This window comes from Streptococcus cristatus (assembly GCF_003944225.1).
In the GTDB taxonomy this organism is placed as follows: domain Bacteria; phylum Bacillota; class Bacilli; order Lactobacillales; family Streptococcaceae; genus Streptococcus; species Streptococcus cristatus_K.
The window spans coordinates 32,469-47,954 of the sequence record NZ_RJPN01000007.1; the positions used below are offsets into that span (position 1 = coordinate 32,469).

16 protein-coding genes and 2 pseudogenes are annotated in these 15,486 nt (G+C 42.2%); 4 read left to right on the forward strand and 14 right to left on the reverse strand.

Features of this window, described 5'->3' with window-relative positions:
• Window positions 1–7 precede the first annotated feature (7 nt).
• The 5 genes from D8797_RS07475 to rpsO all read right to left on the reverse strand — a co-directional run bounded on the left by D8797_RS07475 (window position 8) and on the right by rpsO (window position 5,821).
• The gene (locus D8797_RS07475; protein ID WP_125379940.1) at window positions 8–1,006 is read right to left on the reverse strand and encodes a uroporphyrinogen decarboxylase family protein; all 999 of its coding nucleotides are present in this window, start codon (window positions 1,004–1,006) and stop codon (window positions 8–10) included.
• 251 nt (window positions 1,007–1,257) lie between these two features.
• A complete protein-coding gene (locus D8797_RS07485) occupies window positions 1,258–2,307 on the reverse strand; it encodes an LLM class flavin-dependent oxidoreductase (RefSeq protein ID WP_125379942.1) in 1,050 nt (349 codons plus the stop codon).
• A 212-nt stretch (window positions 2,308–2,519) separates the two neighbouring features.
• Window positions 2,520–4,331 carry a glutamine--fructose-6-phosphate transaminase (isomerizing) gene (gene glmS / locus D8797_RS07490; protein ID WP_125379943.1) on the reverse strand — a complete coding sequence of 604 codons (1,812 nt, stop codon included), beginning with the start codon at window positions 4,329–4,331 and terminating at the stop codon, window positions 2,520–2,522.
• 221 nt (window positions 4,332–4,552) lie between these two features.
• On the reverse strand, window positions 4,553–4,966 hold the full coding sequence (locus D8797_RS07495; protein ID WP_125379945.1) for a YjdF family protein: 414 nt from the start codon (window positions 4,964–4,966) through the stop codon (window positions 4,553–4,555).
• Between the two features lie 585 nt (window positions 4,967–5,551).
• Entirely contained in the window at window positions 5,552–5,821 is a 270-nt protein-coding gene (gene rpsO, locus D8797_RS07500; RefSeq protein ID WP_001018251.1) for a 30S ribosomal protein S15, read from the reverse strand.
• Window positions 5,822–6,095: 274 nt separating this feature from the next.
• Between rpsO and D8797_RS07510 the strand changes: the two genes are divergently transcribed.
• The 4 genes from D8797_RS07510 (at window position 6,096) to D8797_RS07525 (ending at window position 9,366) form a co-directional block, all read left to right on the forward strand.
• Window positions 6,096–7,022: an aldo/keto reductase gene (locus D8797_RS07510; protein WP_125379947.1), complete on the forward strand. Its 927-nt coding sequence runs from the start codon at window positions 6,096–6,098 to the stop codon at window positions 7,020–7,022.
• A gap of 162 nt (window positions 7,023–7,184) precedes the next feature.
• Window positions 7,185–8,366, forward strand: coding sequence for an aminoacetone oxidase (gene aao / locus D8797_RS07515; RefSeq protein WP_125379949.1), 1,182 nt, complete (start codon window positions 7,185–7,187; stop codon window positions 8,364–8,366).
• A 13-nt stretch (window positions 8,367–8,379) separates the two neighbouring features.
• Window positions 8,380–8,901, forward strand: coding sequence for a DUF1697 domain-containing protein (locus D8797_RS07520; RefSeq protein WP_125379951.1), 522 nt, complete (start codon window positions 8,380–8,382; stop codon window positions 8,899–8,901).
• A gap of 9 nt (window positions 8,902–8,910) precedes the next feature.
• Complete coding sequence (locus D8797_RS07525; protein ID WP_125379953.1) at window positions 8,911–9,366, forward strand: 8-oxo-dGTP diphosphatase; 456 nt, start codon at window positions 8,911–8,913, stop codon at window positions 9,364–9,366.
• Between the two features lie 182 nt (window positions 9,367–9,548).
• Here D8797_RS07525 and D8797_RS10550 read toward each other — a convergent pair.
• The 9 genes and pseudogenes from D8797_RS10550 to D8797_RS07575 all read right to left on the reverse strand — a co-directional run.
• A pseudogene (locus D8797_RS10550) lies at window positions 9,549–9,860 on the reverse strand (TipAS antibiotic-recognition domain-containing protein); the annotation flags it as partial.
• Window positions 9,855–10,114 (reverse strand): annotated as a pseudogene (locus tag D8797_RS10555) (helix-turn-helix domain-containing protein); the annotation flags it as partial. The pseudogenes D8797_RS10555 and D8797_RS10550, both read right to left, overlap by 6 nt.
• A gap of 20 nt (window positions 10,115–10,134) precedes the next feature.
• Window positions 10,135–10,464: a hypothetical protein gene (locus tag D8797_RS07540; protein ID WP_125371587.1), complete on the reverse strand. Its 330-nt coding sequence runs from the start codon at window positions 10,462–10,464 to the stop codon at window positions 10,135–10,137.
• A 15-nt stretch (window positions 10,465–10,479) separates the two neighbouring features.
• A complete protein-coding gene (locus tag D8797_RS07545) occupies window positions 10,480–10,761 on the reverse strand; it encodes a hypothetical protein (RefSeq protein ID WP_125371588.1) in 282 nt (93 codons plus the stop codon).
• A gap of 38 nt (window positions 10,762–10,799) precedes the next feature.
• Window positions 10,800–12,527: a hypothetical protein gene (locus tag D8797_RS07550; protein WP_260471220.1), complete on the reverse strand. Its 1,728-nt coding sequence runs from the start codon at window positions 12,525–12,527 to the stop codon at window positions 10,800–10,802.
• On the reverse strand, window positions 12,511–12,954 hold the full coding sequence (locus D8797_RS07555; protein ID WP_125379957.1) for a hypothetical protein: 444 nt from the start codon (window positions 12,952–12,954) through the stop codon (window positions 12,511–12,513). Before D8797_RS07555 ends, D8797_RS07550 begins: the two co-directional genes overlap by 17 nt.
• Before the next feature lie 267 nt (window positions 12,955–13,221).
• Window positions 13,222–13,665: a hypothetical protein gene (locus D8797_RS07565; protein WP_125371589.1), complete on the reverse strand. Its 444-nt coding sequence runs from the start codon at window positions 13,663–13,665 to the stop codon at window positions 13,222–13,224.
• Window positions 13,666–13,858: 193 nt separating this feature from the next.
• The gene (locus D8797_RS07570; protein WP_125379959.1) at window positions 13,859–14,599 is read right to left on the reverse strand and encodes a MerR family transcriptional regulator; all 741 of its coding nucleotides are present in this window, start codon (window positions 14,597–14,599) and stop codon (window positions 13,859–13,861) included.
• Window positions 14,600–14,705: 106 nt separating this feature from the next.
• Window positions 14,706–15,422 carry a hypothetical protein gene (locus D8797_RS07575; protein ID WP_260471221.1) on the reverse strand — a complete coding sequence of 239 codons (717 nt, stop codon included), beginning with the start codon at window positions 15,420–15,422 and terminating at the stop codon, window positions 14,706–14,708.
• Between the last annotated feature and the right edge of the window lie 64 nt (window positions 15,423–15,486).

Here is a 15,486-nt window from a genome sequence, read left to right on the forward strand (position 1 = left end):
CTCCTTTTTATGCTAAACTTGCTGCTTGGCGAACCCAGTCAATCCGCTCTGCCTCAATATCGCTTGGAATAGTACAGTCAGCCCCGATAATCAAAGCTTCCTTGCCAGCCTCTGCTATCAAGCGCTTAGTCTCATTTTGAATAGCTTCTTGGCTACCTGTGTAGAGCAGACCATTTTTGCCATTTTCAAAGCCACCTAGAACGGTCCGACCGCCGAATAATTTACGACCTTCTGCCAAACTGATACCTTCTGGCCCCACTGCCCAGTTAATAACCTGAGCTGGATAATCTGTGAAAAGATGAACGTCGTTTCGCGCGCCTTCGTAGCCACAAATATGCAGGATATTCACTCCGCCAGCCGCATTGGCTGCTTCCAGCACTGCCAATTCACTAGGAGCGATGAAAGCCTTGTAGTCTTCAGCCGACACCCGCGCATCCTGAATGCTCTGAACGCTGAGGTAAATTCCATCTGCACCAGCTTCCTTGATAATGCGCTCTGTCAGAGCCGCAATATCTTGAGCAATCACATCCAGCACCCGCTTTGTCACTTCCGCATCCTCTGCTAGAAAATCTGCAATGATGTCATCTCCTCCAGCAACCTTGCCAACCAGCCATTTGAAGTAGGTCACCGGTGCAAAAATATTGTAAATAGCAACCAAATCCTCTGTGAAGCCGGCCCTAATCTTTTGAACCAGCTCCACCTGCTCACTGATCCAAGGATGGTCGGCGCCTAACGGCTCGATATCTGCCAAGTCCTTGATAGATTGAACTTTTTTCAAGCGCTCATTCGGATAGGCAAAATAACCATCGCTCATCAGTTTGACAAAGTCTGGCTTAACTTCTGATAGAAATGCTTGATGGCCTGCCAGATTTTTCTCAATAATAGTCTGATTGCCAAAACCAGCCAGCCACTCATCCTCGCTGGTAAAATGATGCCAGAAACCAACTGGCACTCGGTCAACTTTTTCCCCCTTAAAGGCTTTTAAAACCAACTCCCTTTTAGACATATCTTGCTCCTTTTCAATTTGATTGCTATTATCATATCACTGAAAAGTAAGCTTTCCAAATATATATTTCCTATCAGCTCGATTAAAAATATTTATAAGAGTAAATTAAAAAAGCTAGCTCAAGCTAGCTTTAGCAAGGTTTTTCAGCTTTCTATGAAAAACCTGTTTTTCTTACTATTTTTAGAAAGGCAAGATATATATTTTCTATGGGAGAGATAGGCAATCTTTATCAAAAGACCTCTACTTCGATCTTACTTACCCTTAGCTGCAAAATACTCCCGCACGAGCGGTGCAACCTTGGTGCCAAAGAGTTCGATAGACTGGAGAACCTGCTCATGCGGAAGCGATCCCAACGGCAGATGCAGCATGAAGCGGTCTAGTCCCAGCTCCTCTATCATCTTGATTAATTTCTGAGCGACCTTTTCAGGGCTACCGACAAACATGGCCCCCTCTGGTCCTACCTGATCTAGGTATTGCTCATAGGTCATCTCCCGCCAGTGAGGGCGGTCCTTAGAGATAGCGTCCACTACCTGCTTGGTCGGATGGAAGTAAGTCCGGACCGCCTCCTCATTATCCTCCATGACCCAGCCCCAAGAGTGGGCAGCGATCTTCAACTTTTCATCTGAGTGGCCACTTTCCTGCCCAATCCGGCGATACGCATCCAGCAGGGGCTTGAAGCGCTTAGGCTGTCCACCGATAATGGCATACGCAATAGGCAGGCCCTTCTGGGCGACCTTAATGGTGGACTCGACATTGCCCCCCGTCGCTACCCAAACTGGCAATGTTTCTTGCACAGCCCGTGGGTAGACTTCCCGATTTTCAATAGTTTGCGTCAGCTTTCCCTTCCAATTCAACCGCGTCTCGGCACTGGCATAGAGGAGCAGATCCAACTTTTCATCAAAAAGCTCTTCATAATCCTTCAAGTCATAGCCAAAGAGCGGAAAGGACTCGATAAAAGATCCACGGCCAGCCATGACCTCTGCTCTGCCATTTGACAATGCATCAATCGTCGCATACTGCTGGTAGACTCGGATAGGATCCAAGCTCGACAAGACACTGACAGCACTGGTCAGGCGAATCTTCTCCGTCTTGATTGCACCAGCCGCCAGCACAATCTCCGGCGCAGAGACCGCAAAGTCCTCTCGGTGATGCTCTCCAATGCCATACACGTCCAGTCCCACCTTGTCTGCCAGCTCAATCTCTGCTACCAGTTGCCGAATCCGTTCGTCATGAGTATAGGTCTGCCCTGTACCCTCCAGTGGCGTTGTCTCTCCAAAAGTAGAAATACCTAATTCCACCATGTTTTGTCCTCCTGATATTTAAGATGAAAATATTTTATAACTAATTAGTGATATATGCAAAAATGATGCTCAACCTATTGTCCATCTGCATAGAATAACATGGTTTTGTCATGATAGAAAGAGACTTCCAAAGAGCACCATCACCAAATACCATACCAAAAGCCCCAGAAAAATCTGAGGCTTGGTATTCTTATCGAGATTCATTAAGACGGTTATTCTACCGTTACAGATTTAGCGAGATTGCGTGGTTTATCCACATCCAATCCGCGGTGCAAGGTCGCAAAATATGCAATCAATTGAGTTGGCACCACCATAGAGATTGGTGACAGGTAAGGGTGAACTTGGCTCAAGACAATATCGTCTCCATCCTTAGCCACATTTTCCTCCGCAATAGTCAAAACTTTGGCTCCACGCGCCACAACTTCAGAAACATTTCCGCGAGTATGGCTAGCCAAGACCTCGTCTGAAAGTAGGGCTAGAACAGGTGTTCCCTCTTCAATCAGAGAAATAGTACCATGCTTGAGCTCTCCTGCCGCAAAGCCTTCACACTGAATGTAGGAAATTTCCTTAAGCTTAAGACTAGCTTCCATCGCCACATAATAGTCCTGACCACGACCGATATAAAAGGCACTGCGAGTTTCCGCCAACAAGTCACGAACCTTACTTTCGATCAATTCTTTCTCAGAAAGGGTAGACTCGATAGACTGAGCTACGATAGACAGCTCATGAACCAAATCAAACTTCTTGGCTTTTTCGTTGCCATTGGCATCACCAACCGCCTTTGCCAAGAAAGCTAGGGCAGCGATTTGTGCAGTATAGGCTTTGGTTGAAGCCACGGCGATTTCTGGTCCAGCATGGAGAAGCAGGGTATGCTTGGCTTCACGAGACAAGGTTGAGCCTGGCACATTGGTCACTGTCAGACTAGGAATACCCAGCTCATTAGCCTTGACCAAGACTTGGCGGCTATCAGCTGTCTCACCAGATTGGCTGATAAAGATGAAAAGTGGCTTCTTGCTCAGAAGCGGCATAGCATAGCCCCATTCTGAAGAAATACCCAGTTCAACTGGCGTATCTGTCAGTTCTTCCAACATCCGTTTAGAAGCGTAACCAGCATGATAAGAAGTTCCAGCAGCAATGATATAAATGCGATCCGCTTCTTGGACTGTCTTGATGATGGCAGGATCAATCAACATCTTATTACTGTCATCCGCATAAGTGCTGATCAGCTTCCGCATCACGGTTGGCTGCTCGTCAATTTCCTTCAGCATATAGTACGGATAAGTGCCTTTGCCGATATCAGACAGGTCCAGCTCAGCAGTATAGCTACCACGTTCAAGAACATTGCCTTCGTAGTCTTGCACTTCTACGCTATTAGCCGTCACGATGACCAGCTCTTTATCATGGATTTCCATGTATTCGCTGGTCTCACGAATCATAGCCATGGCATCGGAGCAGACCATATTGTAGCCGTCACCCAAGCCAATCAAAAGCGGCGATTTGTTTTTGGCAACGTAGATCGTAGAAGGATCTTGGGCATCTACCAAGGCAAAAGCGTAGGAACCTTCGATAATGTGAAGGGCCTTGCGGAAAGCGTCAAGAACAGAGAGGCCATCTTCTTCCGCGAATTTCCCAATCAAATGAACTGTAATTTCTGTATCTGTCTGGCCTTTAAAATCATGGCCAGCAAGGTAGTTATTTTTGATGTCCAGGTAATTTTCAATCACACCGTTGTGAACCAAAACAAAACGACCTGTCTGAGAAGTGTGAGGATGGGCGTTATTCTCACTTGGTTTCCCGTGGGTTGCCCAGCGGGTATGTCCAATACCTGTTGAGCCTGCTACATCCATGCCAATCTTGGCACGAAGATCTGCAATTCGGCCAACAGACTTGATCAAGCTGGATTTTTCTCCTGTTGTCACAAAAATTCCAGCCGAATCATAGCCTCGGTATTCTAACTTTTCAAGTCCTTGCATCAAAATATCTGTTGCATTGCGGTTTCCCACAACTCCGACGATTCCACACATAGATTTATTTCTAGCCTTTTGCTGGCAAAAAGCTAGTTCCTCCTTTATTGAAAATTGGTATAGTCTTATTTATCTTTTTATCGAGAGACGAAAACATTATACACAACGATTTGACATTTGTCAACATAAAATTGGTATAGTTTCGAGACAAGAAAAATTTGTTTAAAAACAAAAAAGCCTCCCATCGGAAGACCTTTCCATAGAAATAAGAAAAACCGGGCTCAATGCCCCTTGTGCTTTTCCAATCGTTTTTGCTGTTTGAGTTCGAATTTCCTTTGCTTAGCCAGTTCTTTTTGCTGCTTACGCTTGGCTTGAGAGATTTGTTTTTGCTCTTCTAATTGCAGTTGCAGCGCTTCCTGAGACTTTGAAGACCGTGAAGCCATCTGCTCCTTTTTAGCCTGTCTCTGTAGGCGTTTAGGGCTGACCGACTTAGTCTTCTCCTTCACCCTGATGCTGGGGCTAAACTGCAATCGGTGATAATAACGGTTTAGAAAATCCAACAATTCCTGCGTACTAGGCTCTGCACCAAAGGTGACTCGGCAAACTCTATAAGATTGAGCATGTTCCTGCTCGAAAAGACCGTGCCAAAATCCCTCTTCAAAATAAACTGTCAGCGTCATTGAAATCGTATCCATGACAGCACCTCCTTTAAAAATCCCTAAGAATGGACAACCAAGGAGGAAGGTTACTTACAAAAAATGGATTTTTTGCGTCTGGACTACCAACCAGAACTGTGTTTTTATCTTAGTAGCTACAGTTTAGCAAGATTTTCTAAAAAATTCAAGGAGATCTAAAAATTGTACTGATCGAAGACAAAGTAAGGCTAACGAAAAACATCTGAATTCAAAAGTAATTTTGAGATTGTTCTAAAATCTTAGTAAAAACAAAAAAGCCCTCTGAGATCAGAGAGCTGATTTGAGCTCGGGCTAAAATCCTAGTGAAAAAGATGAAACTCCTTGTGTTCATCGAACACGGTGTCGTTTCCCTATTTTCATACGGATTTTTGACGCCCTTAGCATCATGATTCTTGCTGGATAAAATGTTTCTAGACAAGGCGACGAGGCGAAGATTGTACGAAAATTTTAGTGAAACAAAAAATCTCCCCGAAGGGAGATAATCTGGTTTATTTTACCTTACAGTGCTAGGAACCGTAACCAAAGATTATACTTGAGTATATCGAGGTAAGGTGACAACGCAATGTAAGTGGAAAATAAAGCAGATTAACGACGAAGTCCTAGAGAGTTGATCAACTCACGGTAACGGTTAACGTCGTTTTTACGCAAGTATGCAAGCAAGTTACGACGGCGACCGATTTTCTTCATCAAACCACGGTAAGTAGCGTGGTCTTTTTTGTGTTGTTTGATGTGTTCGTTAAGGTGGTTGATTTCCCAAGTAAGGACAGCAACTTGAACCTCTACTGAACCTGTATCACCTTCGTGACGTGCATATTGTGCAATGATTTCATTTTTTTTCTCTTTTGAGATTGCCATGATAAGCTCCTTTTCTTTACGCTTCATCCGAGTGACAGGCTTGGCAATTCCTGCAACCAAGAAGAAGTTATTTGTCTTTAAGACATTCTTATTCTATCAGGAAGCCAAGTTTTTGTCAAATCTTCTAATTCTCCGACAAAGTCAGCCAAATTTCATTAGCCAAAATGAGGATTTTCTACACATTTGCTCCAAGGCTCGATCTAGCTAGTCGCTTTTTGACTTTGGAGCAGGTTTAGCTTATACTGGGATTAATATGACACGAGGAGAAGAGCTTATGAAATATCTTGAATTCGGAGAAAGCAAGAGAGAAATTTCCCAGATTATCATAGGGCTGATGCGAATTACCCAAATGACACCCAAAGAGGTGGAAGAACTGGTCGAAACAGCCTTGTCAGTCGGAATCAATGCTTTTGACTTAGCCGATATCTACGGTGGAGGCAAGTGCGAAGAAATTTTGGGACAAGTGCTCAAAAATCGACCTGACCTACGAGATAAAATGTGGATCCAGTCCAAAGTGGGAATCCGCGTAGAAGAATTTACCTACTTTGACTTTTCCAAAGACTATATCCTAGAGGCAACAAACGGTATTTTACAGCGCTTGGGCGTGGACCATCTGGACTCTCTGCTCTTGCACCGACCTGATGCCCTGATGGAGCCTAGTGAAATCGCTGAAGCTTTCGATCTGCTCAAATCTCAAGGAAAGGTTCTTGATTTTGGAGTGTCCAACCAGAACCCTATGATGATGGAGCTACTCAAAAAAGAGGTCAAGCAGCCTTTGGTGGCAAATCAGCTCCAATTGAGCGCAGCTTTTTCACCTGCCTTTGAGTCCGGCTTCCACGTCAACATGGAGGGAACAGCCGCAAATATGCGCGACGGTAGTATCTTTGAATACTGTCGCCTCAACGACGTCGTGATTCAGGCTTGGTCTGTCCTCCAGCATGGCTATTTCGAAGGCGTTTTTGTCGGTTCGGATAAATATCCCAAGCTCAATGCTGTCTTAAACCGACTGGCCGACAAATACCGAATTTCACCATCGGCAGTGGCTATTGCTTGGGTACTACGCTATCCAGCCCACATGCAGGCAGTCATCGGCACGACCAAGACTAGCCGCATCATCGAATCAGCCAGGGCTGCAGATATTGAACTGACTAGAAAAGAATGGTACGAAATCTACTTGGCCTCTGGAAAGGATCTTCCTTAAAAAATGAGCCTAGAATCCGATCAATTTTCTACCAAGATGCTAGCTGAAGGACTGGCAGAAAAGCTGTCCAGAGCATGTCCACTGTATAGCCGAGAAGGCAAAATCACCTTGCACAAGATTAGCTAGCACATAAAATTCCTATTTCACGAAAGGAAAAGATACATGAACCATTTCGATACAATCATCATCGGCGGAGGACCGGCCGGCATGATGGCTGCCATTTCCAGTTCTTTCTACGGGCAGAAGACCCTGCTTCTTGAGAAAAATAAACGGCTGGGCAAGAAACTAGCCGGAACGGGCGGCGGGCGCTGCAATGTCACCAATAACGGAAATTTGGATGACCTCATGGCCGGCATTCCAGGAAATGGGCGCTTTCTTTACAGCGTCTTTTCCCAGTTTGACAACCATGATATCATCAACTTTTTTACCGAGAATGGCGTCAAACTCAAGGTCGAAGATCACGGCCGTGTTTTCCCAGCGACAGACAAGTCCCGCACCATTATCGAAGCATTGGAAAAGAAAATTGCAGAGCTGGGTGGCACTATCATCACCAATACTGAAATCGTCTCCGTCAAAAAAACTGATGAGCTTTTCACTATCAGATCCAGCGACCAGACTTGGACCTGCCAGAAATTGATTGTGACAACTGGCGGCAAGTCCTACCCTTCAACTGGCTCGACAGGATTCGGTCACGATATTGCTCGGCACTTTAAGCACACTGTGACTGACTTGGAAGCAGCCGAAAGTCCGCTTCTGACTGATTTTCCTCACAAAGCGCTTCAGGGGATTTCGCTGGACGATGTAACCCTCAGCTATGGCAAGCATGTTATCACTCATGATCTGCTCTTTACCCACTTTGGTTTGTCAGGTCCTGCTGCCCTGCGTATGTCTAGTTTTGTCAAGGGCGGGGAAGTCCTTTCTTTGGATGTCTTGCCACAACTTTCTGAGAGCGACTTGGTGGCATTTCTAGAAGAAAATCGGGAAAAATCCTTGAAAAATGCTTTAAAAACCTTGCTACCAGAACGCTTGGCAGAATTTTTTGTTCAAGGATATCCTGAAAAAGTCAAACAAATCAATCTCAGTGAAAAAGAGGCTCTCATCAAACAAATCAAAGAACTGCCCATACCTGTCACTGGCAAAATGTCTCTGGCCAAGTCCTTTGTTACCAAAGGAGGCGTCAGCCTCAAGGAAATCAATCCCAAAACTCTGGAAAGTAAGCTAGTACCTGGGCTCCACTTTGCTGGAGAGGTTCTAGACATCAATGCCCACACAGGTGGTTTTAACATCACTTCCGCCCTCTGTACTGGCTGGGTGGCAGGCTCAAATCCAATAAATACCAAGTAAGAAAGGAAGTCCTTTGGAACATATTATTTTACTAAGAGGTGTTACTCCTAATGGAAAAAATGCTATCCCGAAAATGTCTTATTTGGTAGATATTTTGACAGAAGCTGGGTTTCAACACGTCCGAACCTATATTCAAAGTGGGAATATCATTCTTGAAAGTGACTTGGATTTAGAAGAAATACGAGAACGCGTTCATACTTTGATAAAGGAAAAAATTGGGGCCGACTTAAAAATGGTTATCAAGAATAAGAACGATTTTGAAAAGATTGTTCATGAGAATCCATTTAAAGAAGGCTATCTTCATGATCGTGTGCATGTAATTCTTTATCAAGGGGTTATCCAAAGTCTGCCACTAGAAAAATTGAAAGCTGACTACGGTGAGGAAGAAATTTGTGTAGGCGATCACTGTCTCTACCTCTATCTCCCTAGAACTGCAAAACAAAAAAAGCTCAATACCAACTATCTTGAAAAGCTGTTTGGCGTGGATCTGACCATGCGAAAGTTAAACGTCGTAGAAAAATTACTAACAAAATAGGAGAACAAGATGAACAGACGCGAAACAGTCGAATTCGTTAACATGTGTATGATTTATGACGAAGAAAAAGTTCTTGTCCAAGACCGAGTGAAGTCTGACTGGCCTGGCATCACTTTTCCTGGCGGGCATGTAGAACGCGGGGAATCTTTCACCGATGCCGTTATCAGAGAAGTCAAAGAAGAAACTGGACTGACCATATCCAAACCCCAACTTTGCGGCATCAAGGATTGGTATGATGATAAGGATTTTCGCTATGTCGTCCTGCTCTACAAGACAAAGCACTATTCCGGCGTGCTGCAATCCTCAGATGAAGGAAAGGTCTGGTGGGAAGATTTGCAAAATCTGTCTCATCTGAAACTTGCAACTGAGGATATGTCTGACATGCTTCGCGTTTTTCTAGAAGACGATTTAAGCGAATTCTTTTACTATAAAGACGGGGACGATTGGCTTTATGATTTGAAGTAAAAAATGAGGCTGGGACAAAAGTCCTAGCCTCTCAATTGTCTTTGGATTGTCGAGTAAGACGCAGTGGTTGAGTGGGCTCTACTACGCTGATTTCATCAGCTTTTACAGCCCTACTCAACTGTGCGGAGGTGGGACGACGAAATCGAATTCTAACGAATTACCGATTTCTGTCCCACTCTCATTTATTCTGCATTTATCCGAACATAAGCTGCAATGACATCTGATGTATACTGGGCTGTGCCTGAACCAAATTTGTCGATATTTTCCTTAAACTCTGGGTTATAGACATAGCCTTTACCGATATGGCCGAATACTTCAATAGAGCAGTCAAAACCATAAGTACGGATGGCTTGCAAGAGCTGGGCGGCCTGCTCTTGATTTTCTGCTGCGTCAACTGGCAAGCCTTGCTGCATATTCTCTGCTAGACTTTGAAAAACTTGATTGAAGGCGGCGGCAGACTCTTCTTCACGTCCATTTTGACGAGCTAGTGCTTCCAAGTGATCTAAATCAAAGAGACCAGAAGAACGAAGGGTATCCTCTACCCATGTATGGTTTCAGTAACAGTTGCCAGACTTATACCAAAATTAAATGCCAACAAGCGTTAAGTGGGATAATAGGGTAAGTAGCACAAGTTCATTATAAGCTGGCCTTCCATACTTAAACGGCGCGGACGTCCACCTTTTCGATGTTGCTCTTGGTAAGCGGTGTGGAGGCGATCAAGCATCCGTTGAAAAGGTGATTTTTTAATTACCGAACAAGTCTACTTACTTAGTTATTTTCCTTTCTAGCATTTTTCTTGTAAAGAACGTCTAGTTGCTCCTCATAATCCCAACGAAGTTTTGAGCGCTCCTCACTGATATCATTGATTTGCTCAAGAACCTCTTTTCGAAACAACTCTGCATTAGTATCCATTTGAAAAATATCGGTATACACCTCTACAGGCAGATCTCCGTCCGCTATTCGGTATATTTCATCTTTTAATTGCTCTGTCGTATGAAGGACATAAGACAAATTATATTCTAAATATTCCTCTTTTTTCTTTAATTCCCTCATCTTTTTATCAAACTGTTCATCCAGTCTATAAATTTCTGCATTCATCTGTATCACCTATAACTAACCTTTGATTGGACTTGTTAATTCTGGTTTTGGCATTTGCGATAGATAGTCTTTAGCTGCATTTGCAGCTTGACCTTCTAGCCCATCCGTGATATTCGTGTTATAAGTTTTTTTAGCATAATCTTGCAGTTCTTGTGCTTTGGTATTTAACGTTTTTTGAAGTGCCTCTCTTTTGGCCTTAGCAGCCACTACAGAGGCTGTAACAGCTGCTCTTATAGCTGCTCTTTGTTGATTTTTCAATATTTCTATTACAATATTTTCACTTATTTTTTCTGCCATAATTACCCTTTACTTATATCATTTAAACTTGAGTACAATCAAGACAAGGCTGCCAAAATATCTCTAGCACTTTGAGCATCTACTTGCTCAAGATTTTGTGCACACTGAATCATAGTTTGGGAGAAATTAGTTATCTTGGTTTCAAATTCTTTTAAATGACTGATATTTAATTCGTTAATCCCTGAATCCCACAAGTTTTCAAAGGCCAGTTCTGACATTAGTCCCTCTATCTCAGAAGCAGACAGCAAACTTCCTAGAGTCTCAATAGCACTTCTCTTAGATTCGATAAATTCCTTAAGATTCGATTCGGCATCAGCCAAGGCAGTTTTCACTTCAGATATCTTTTGTTCAATATCTGAGCTCGCCAATTCTACAGCTGTATACAGCAACTGAGTCCTTAGCAAAATGCGCTCGTTGTAACTGCCTGCACGCTTGATTCTCTCGTGTAAATTATTCGGATTATTAAGATCGAGATTCTTTCGATCCCAAGCCAAGGACTCCTTCTTTGCATCCTTAATGATTTTCGCATACTCTTTTTGATAATCCTGAAATACTTTTGAGAGTTCATCTTTATTGTTATAAAGATCAACAAGATCTTTATAACTTAGTCCTAATCTATCTTTTACAGTAAGGAACGCTTTGATAATTGTAGACTGATCCTTTCCATCAAGTAACAATTTGGCTAATTTACTAAACTCCTCAGGACTCATGGTTACTAGTTTTTCAATCGCTTTTTCTGGAACATATTTTTTTAAATTTTCAATGCTCTTTTTGTCTAATTCCGCAAGTTTATGACCTGCTTTCCATAACTCAGGATGGTAGTCCTCAGAAACAACCAAGAGATTTCCCTTACTATCTATCTGATAAGCGCCAAAGTCATGGGAGGAATGTTTATCCATCATATTTGTATATTCAATCGGAACTACCACTCTGACATCACCAAGTTGCTGTTCCCAAGGTTTCTCACGGTTAAGCATACTAACAGGATCAAAGGGATTAACATAATAAATCGTTTTATCGCTCAATTGCTTGATTTTATCATCACTATAGCCTGCTTTTTTAAAACTATTTGTAGGATCTGGACCATCAAAAAGAACAATCTGACCAACCTTATTCAACTCTTTCTCATTAAGACCTGCGGCCCCTTGTATCGAAGTCATCGTCCCCAATGAATGAGCTGTTATATCCATCTTGGCATCTGGTGCTGCATATTGATTTAGTTCCGCAATTTTGGCCTTCATGCCTCCAGTAGCGTGTTTGGCTTGAGGAATAATTGCGTCTGTCAGAGCAAAAGCTGCATCATTGTAAACCCAGTCTTGAAAATTGAAATCACTTGGGTTATAAGTCTTCAAGTACTTAAACCCATCCTTTTGTACCTTATTTATATCAATTCCAAAACCATCACTCCCACGAACAGCAAAATAGGTCTGTTTCGTATTTGGGTTGATTGTATCTGTATCCGTGACATAGTAAGCATTGTAGCCTGTCTTTTTGTCTTCAAGCAGTCCTTCATTGTCAGGTTGAAGATAAACCTTCCCTTGGTTGGGGAGATCAGTGCCACCACCTTGGGTAACTTGACCTTTGTTATCTTTTCCATCTATAGAGAAGTCAAATAATACAGATTTATTTTTTTTTAACTTATTTTGCTGGTCTCTATTCAATTGGCCAAAAGCAAAGTTTGTAGGCCTATCTCTGTAGGCCGATTCTGCTAATGAAGCATATAGATTATCAAAACTTTTTAAATTCCAATTAGGCAATAGGATCACCTCCTATCGTAGGTCCATGGAGCATAAACATCCCCCCCATATCAATCGACTTATCATCATTAATTGGTATATCTACTCCCCAACCAGAGTCTTCAATATTATTTATACGCCCAAAAACATTAATATAATACTCGGGATTTGTAAGACCGCCATCACTCCATTGCGTCTCTTCCCAATCAATCTGAACTGATTCAACCTTTGGATTTTGAGCTTTCACATAATCTATAATTTCCTGCTCATGTTCTTTGAGATAGGCAAGCTGTTTTTGCTTAATGGCTTCATTTTCATCTTTGATATCCTTTTTTGAAGAAGCAACTTTCTTATCTTGTTTATTGTTTTCTTTTTGAGTCATGCTACACCCTCCTATGCCTGCTAGCGCTACGATTGATGCGACGGTTGCAAGTATGATTTTCGTTCGTTTAGTCATAGCTACTCCTTGTATTGTTTTATTAATATTATACTGCTAATTTTTTTGTCTAGCAACACCAAGAAAGTTAAAATTTTTCTTTTTAAACTTTTGGCTGTCGCCTTATTGGATGGCCAACAGATCTGTATTCATGACATTAATTTACCGGAATCCAACCGATTTTTCTTTGCTTTACTCAGTTATTCATATGGAAACCGATTTGGTCTATTTCTATAGGCTGATTCTGCTAATGAAGCATATAGATTATCAAAACTTTTCAAATTCCAATTAGGCAAATAATCTACCTCCAATTCTAATATCGGATCCTATATACATATCATCTATATTTACTGTATTATCATCATTAATCGGTATATCTACTCCCCAACCAGAGTCTTTAATATTATTTATACGTCCAAAAACATTTATATAATATTCAGGATTGGTAAGTCCGCCATCGCTCCATTGTGTCTGATCCCAATCAATCTGAACGGATTCAACTTTTGAATTTTGGGCTTTTACCAAATCTATAATTTCTTGTTCATGCTGTTTGAGATAAGCAAGCTGTTTTTGCTTGATAGCTTCCTTGTCATCTGCAATATCCTTTTTTGAAGAAGTGACTTTCTTATCTTCTTTATTGTTTTCTTTTTGAGTTACAGCGCATCCTCCTAGGCTTACTAGCGCTAGGATTGATGCAAAAGTTACAATTATGATTTTCTTTCGTTTACCCATAGCTCCTCCTTGATTTTTTGATCCCCTACTTGCTTTCTAATGCCACAAATCAACAATTTGAAATTTTCTGAGTTTAATTTTAAAGCTTTTTCGTATGCTGTTTCTATGAATTAAGTATAACATTTTTCACTTGCCGAACAAGCCTAATACTTAGAACTAGTAAAAATCGGCAGAAAGAACTCTGCCGATTATTTTATTTGCTCTGACTTTTAACATACTGAACAATCACATCTGCTGTGTACTGAGCTGTCCCTGCCCCAAATTTGTCAATATTTTCCTTAAACTCTGGGTTATAGACATAGCCTTTACCGATATGGCCGAAGACTTCAATAGAGCAGTCAAATCCATAAGTACGGATGGCTTGTAAGAGACGCGCTGCCTGCTCTTGATTTTCTGCTGCGTCAACTGGCAAGCCTTGCTGCATATTCTCTGCTAGACTTTGAAAAACTTGATTGAAGGCGGCGGCAGACTCTTCTTCACGTCCATTTTGACGAGCTAGTGCTTCCGCCATGACTTCTTGACCATATTCTTCTACAGCTTTTTGCTGATATTTTTGATTATCTTCGTAGGTAAAGCCTGCGAATTTTTCTTTCATTGTCATCTTTCTTTCTCCTTTTTCTTCTTGGATGGTTTTTTGTAAGGTGGAAATCAAGGTATCCAAGCGGTCTCTTTCCTGCTGCAAATACTCTAACTGCCTCACCAGATGCGGCAATAAGGCTTGATCGTCCTGACTCAGCAGCTCTGCTATTTTCTCCAAGGAAAAGCCCAAATACTTATAGTAAAGGATGACCTGCAACCTCTCTAGATCAGCTTGACTGTATGTCCGATAGCCATTTTCTGATTTGGCAGGAACTAAAAGTCCGATTTTGTCGTAATGATGCAGGGTTTTGACAGAGACTCCCGAAAGCTGCGCAGCTTCTTTGATATGATACATAAAAAACCTCCTTACCACTATAGTATAAGCCCTGACCTTAGGGCAGAGTCAAGCTTTTTTATAAAAAAAATGAACTCCCTGATAAATCATGAGGGAGTTATCCTGATTATTTTTTGGTCAAAGAAAAGCCAAAAGCATGATAGTTAGAGTAATCCATCGGCTGATCAACAGGCCCGGTAAATAAAACAGATGTGTATTGGCCATTTTCTAGGATAAAGCCTGCTTCTGCCCTTCCAACGCCGCCAAGCCCTGTTATCCCTGGTAGCAAGGCCCGATAATCACCGGAAATCAGCTCCCAGCGATAAAGATTTTGGCTAACTTTAACAGCTCTTGCTACAGCTTTGACATCATTCATATCTTCGAAGCTGCCAAAATTGGCTTGCGCACGCAGGCTACCGTCTGAACTTACGGTCAAGGTTACGGAGTCGGATTGAGGACTGCTTCCTTGCCAGACGCCGACTAAGGCTGCTGGAATAAGGGTGTCCTCTGTTTGAGAGTCAGCGCCACTAGGCTTTGGTGCGCTTACCTGACTTGAATCAGCTGTACTTGCTTGACTGGAGCTTGGCACTTCCTCCTTAGCAGAAGATGAATCTTGACTTGCTACAACTTGACTGGAGGAGGCTTGACTTGAAGAAGCCTTGGTTGAGCTACTAGTGCTCGTCGTTTGACTAACCTTGGCAGTCGAGGAAGTCTTTGCTGTTTCAGTTTTTGGTGAACCACAAGCAGCTAAAGACAGAGATAAAGATAGAAGTAAAGAAGAATAAATCCACTTGGATAAGGACGATTTAGCCATCACAATGACCCCTTTTCTATTTTCTGCCATTATTATAGTCTTTTATATTACAAAAATCAAGAATTTTTGTAATATTTTGTAACCTTTTTGAAAC

Excerpts from the sequence above, each read along its gene's own strand:
- D8797_RS07475 (WP_125379940.1), bottom strand. The coding sequence starts at position 1,006 with ATGTCTAAAAGGGAGTTGGTTTTAAAAGCCTTTAAGGGGGAAAAAGTT.
- D8797_RS07485 (WP_125379942.1), bottom strand. The coding sequence starts at position 2,307 with ATGGTGGAATTAGGTATTTCTACTTTTGGAGAGACAACGCCACTGGAG.
- glmS (WP_125379943.1), bottom strand. The coding sequence starts at position 4,331 with ATGTGTGGAATCGTCGGAGTTGTGGGAAACCGCAATGCAACAGATATT.
- D8797_RS07495 (WP_125379945.1), bottom strand. The coding sequence starts at position 4,966 with ATGGATACGATTTCAATGACGCTGACAGTTTATTTTGAAGAGGGATTT.
- rpsO (WP_001018251.1), bottom strand. The coding sequence starts at position 5,821 with ATGGCAATCTCAAAAGAGAAAAAAAATGAAATCATTGCACAATATGCA.
- D8797_RS07510 (WP_125379947.1), top strand. The coding sequence starts at position 6,096 with ATGAAATATCTTGAATTCGGAGAAAGCAAGAGAGAAATTTCCCAGATT.
- aao (WP_125379949.1), top strand. The coding sequence starts at position 7,185 with ATGAACCATTTCGATACAATCATCATCGGCGGAGGACCGGCCGGCATG.
- D8797_RS07525 (WP_125379953.1), top strand. The coding sequence starts at position 8,911 with ATGAACAGACGCGAAACAGTCGAATTCGTTAACATGTGTATGATTTAT.
- D8797_RS07540 (WP_125371587.1), bottom strand. The coding sequence starts at position 10,464 with ATGAATGCAGAAATTTATAGACTGGATGAACAGTTTGATAAAAAGATG.
- D8797_RS07545 (WP_125371588.1), bottom strand. The coding sequence starts at position 10,761 with ATGGCAGAAAAAATAAGTGAAAATATTGTAATAGAAATATTGAAAAAT.
- D8797_RS07555 (WP_125379957.1), bottom strand. The coding sequence starts at position 12,954 with ATGACTAAACGAACGAAAATCATACTTGCAACCGTCGCATCAATCGTA.
- D8797_RS07565 (WP_125371589.1), bottom strand. The coding sequence starts at position 13,665 with ATGGGTAAACGAAAGAAAATCATAATTGTAACTTTTGCATCAATCCTA.
- D8797_RS07570 (WP_125379959.1), bottom strand. The coding sequence starts at position 14,599 with ATGTATCATATCAAAGAAGCTGCGCAGCTTTCGGGAGTCTCTGTCAAA.
- D8797_RS07575 (WP_260471221.1), bottom strand. The coding sequence starts at position 15,422 with ATGGCAGAAAATAGAAAAGGGGTCATTGTGATGGCTAAATCGTCCTTA.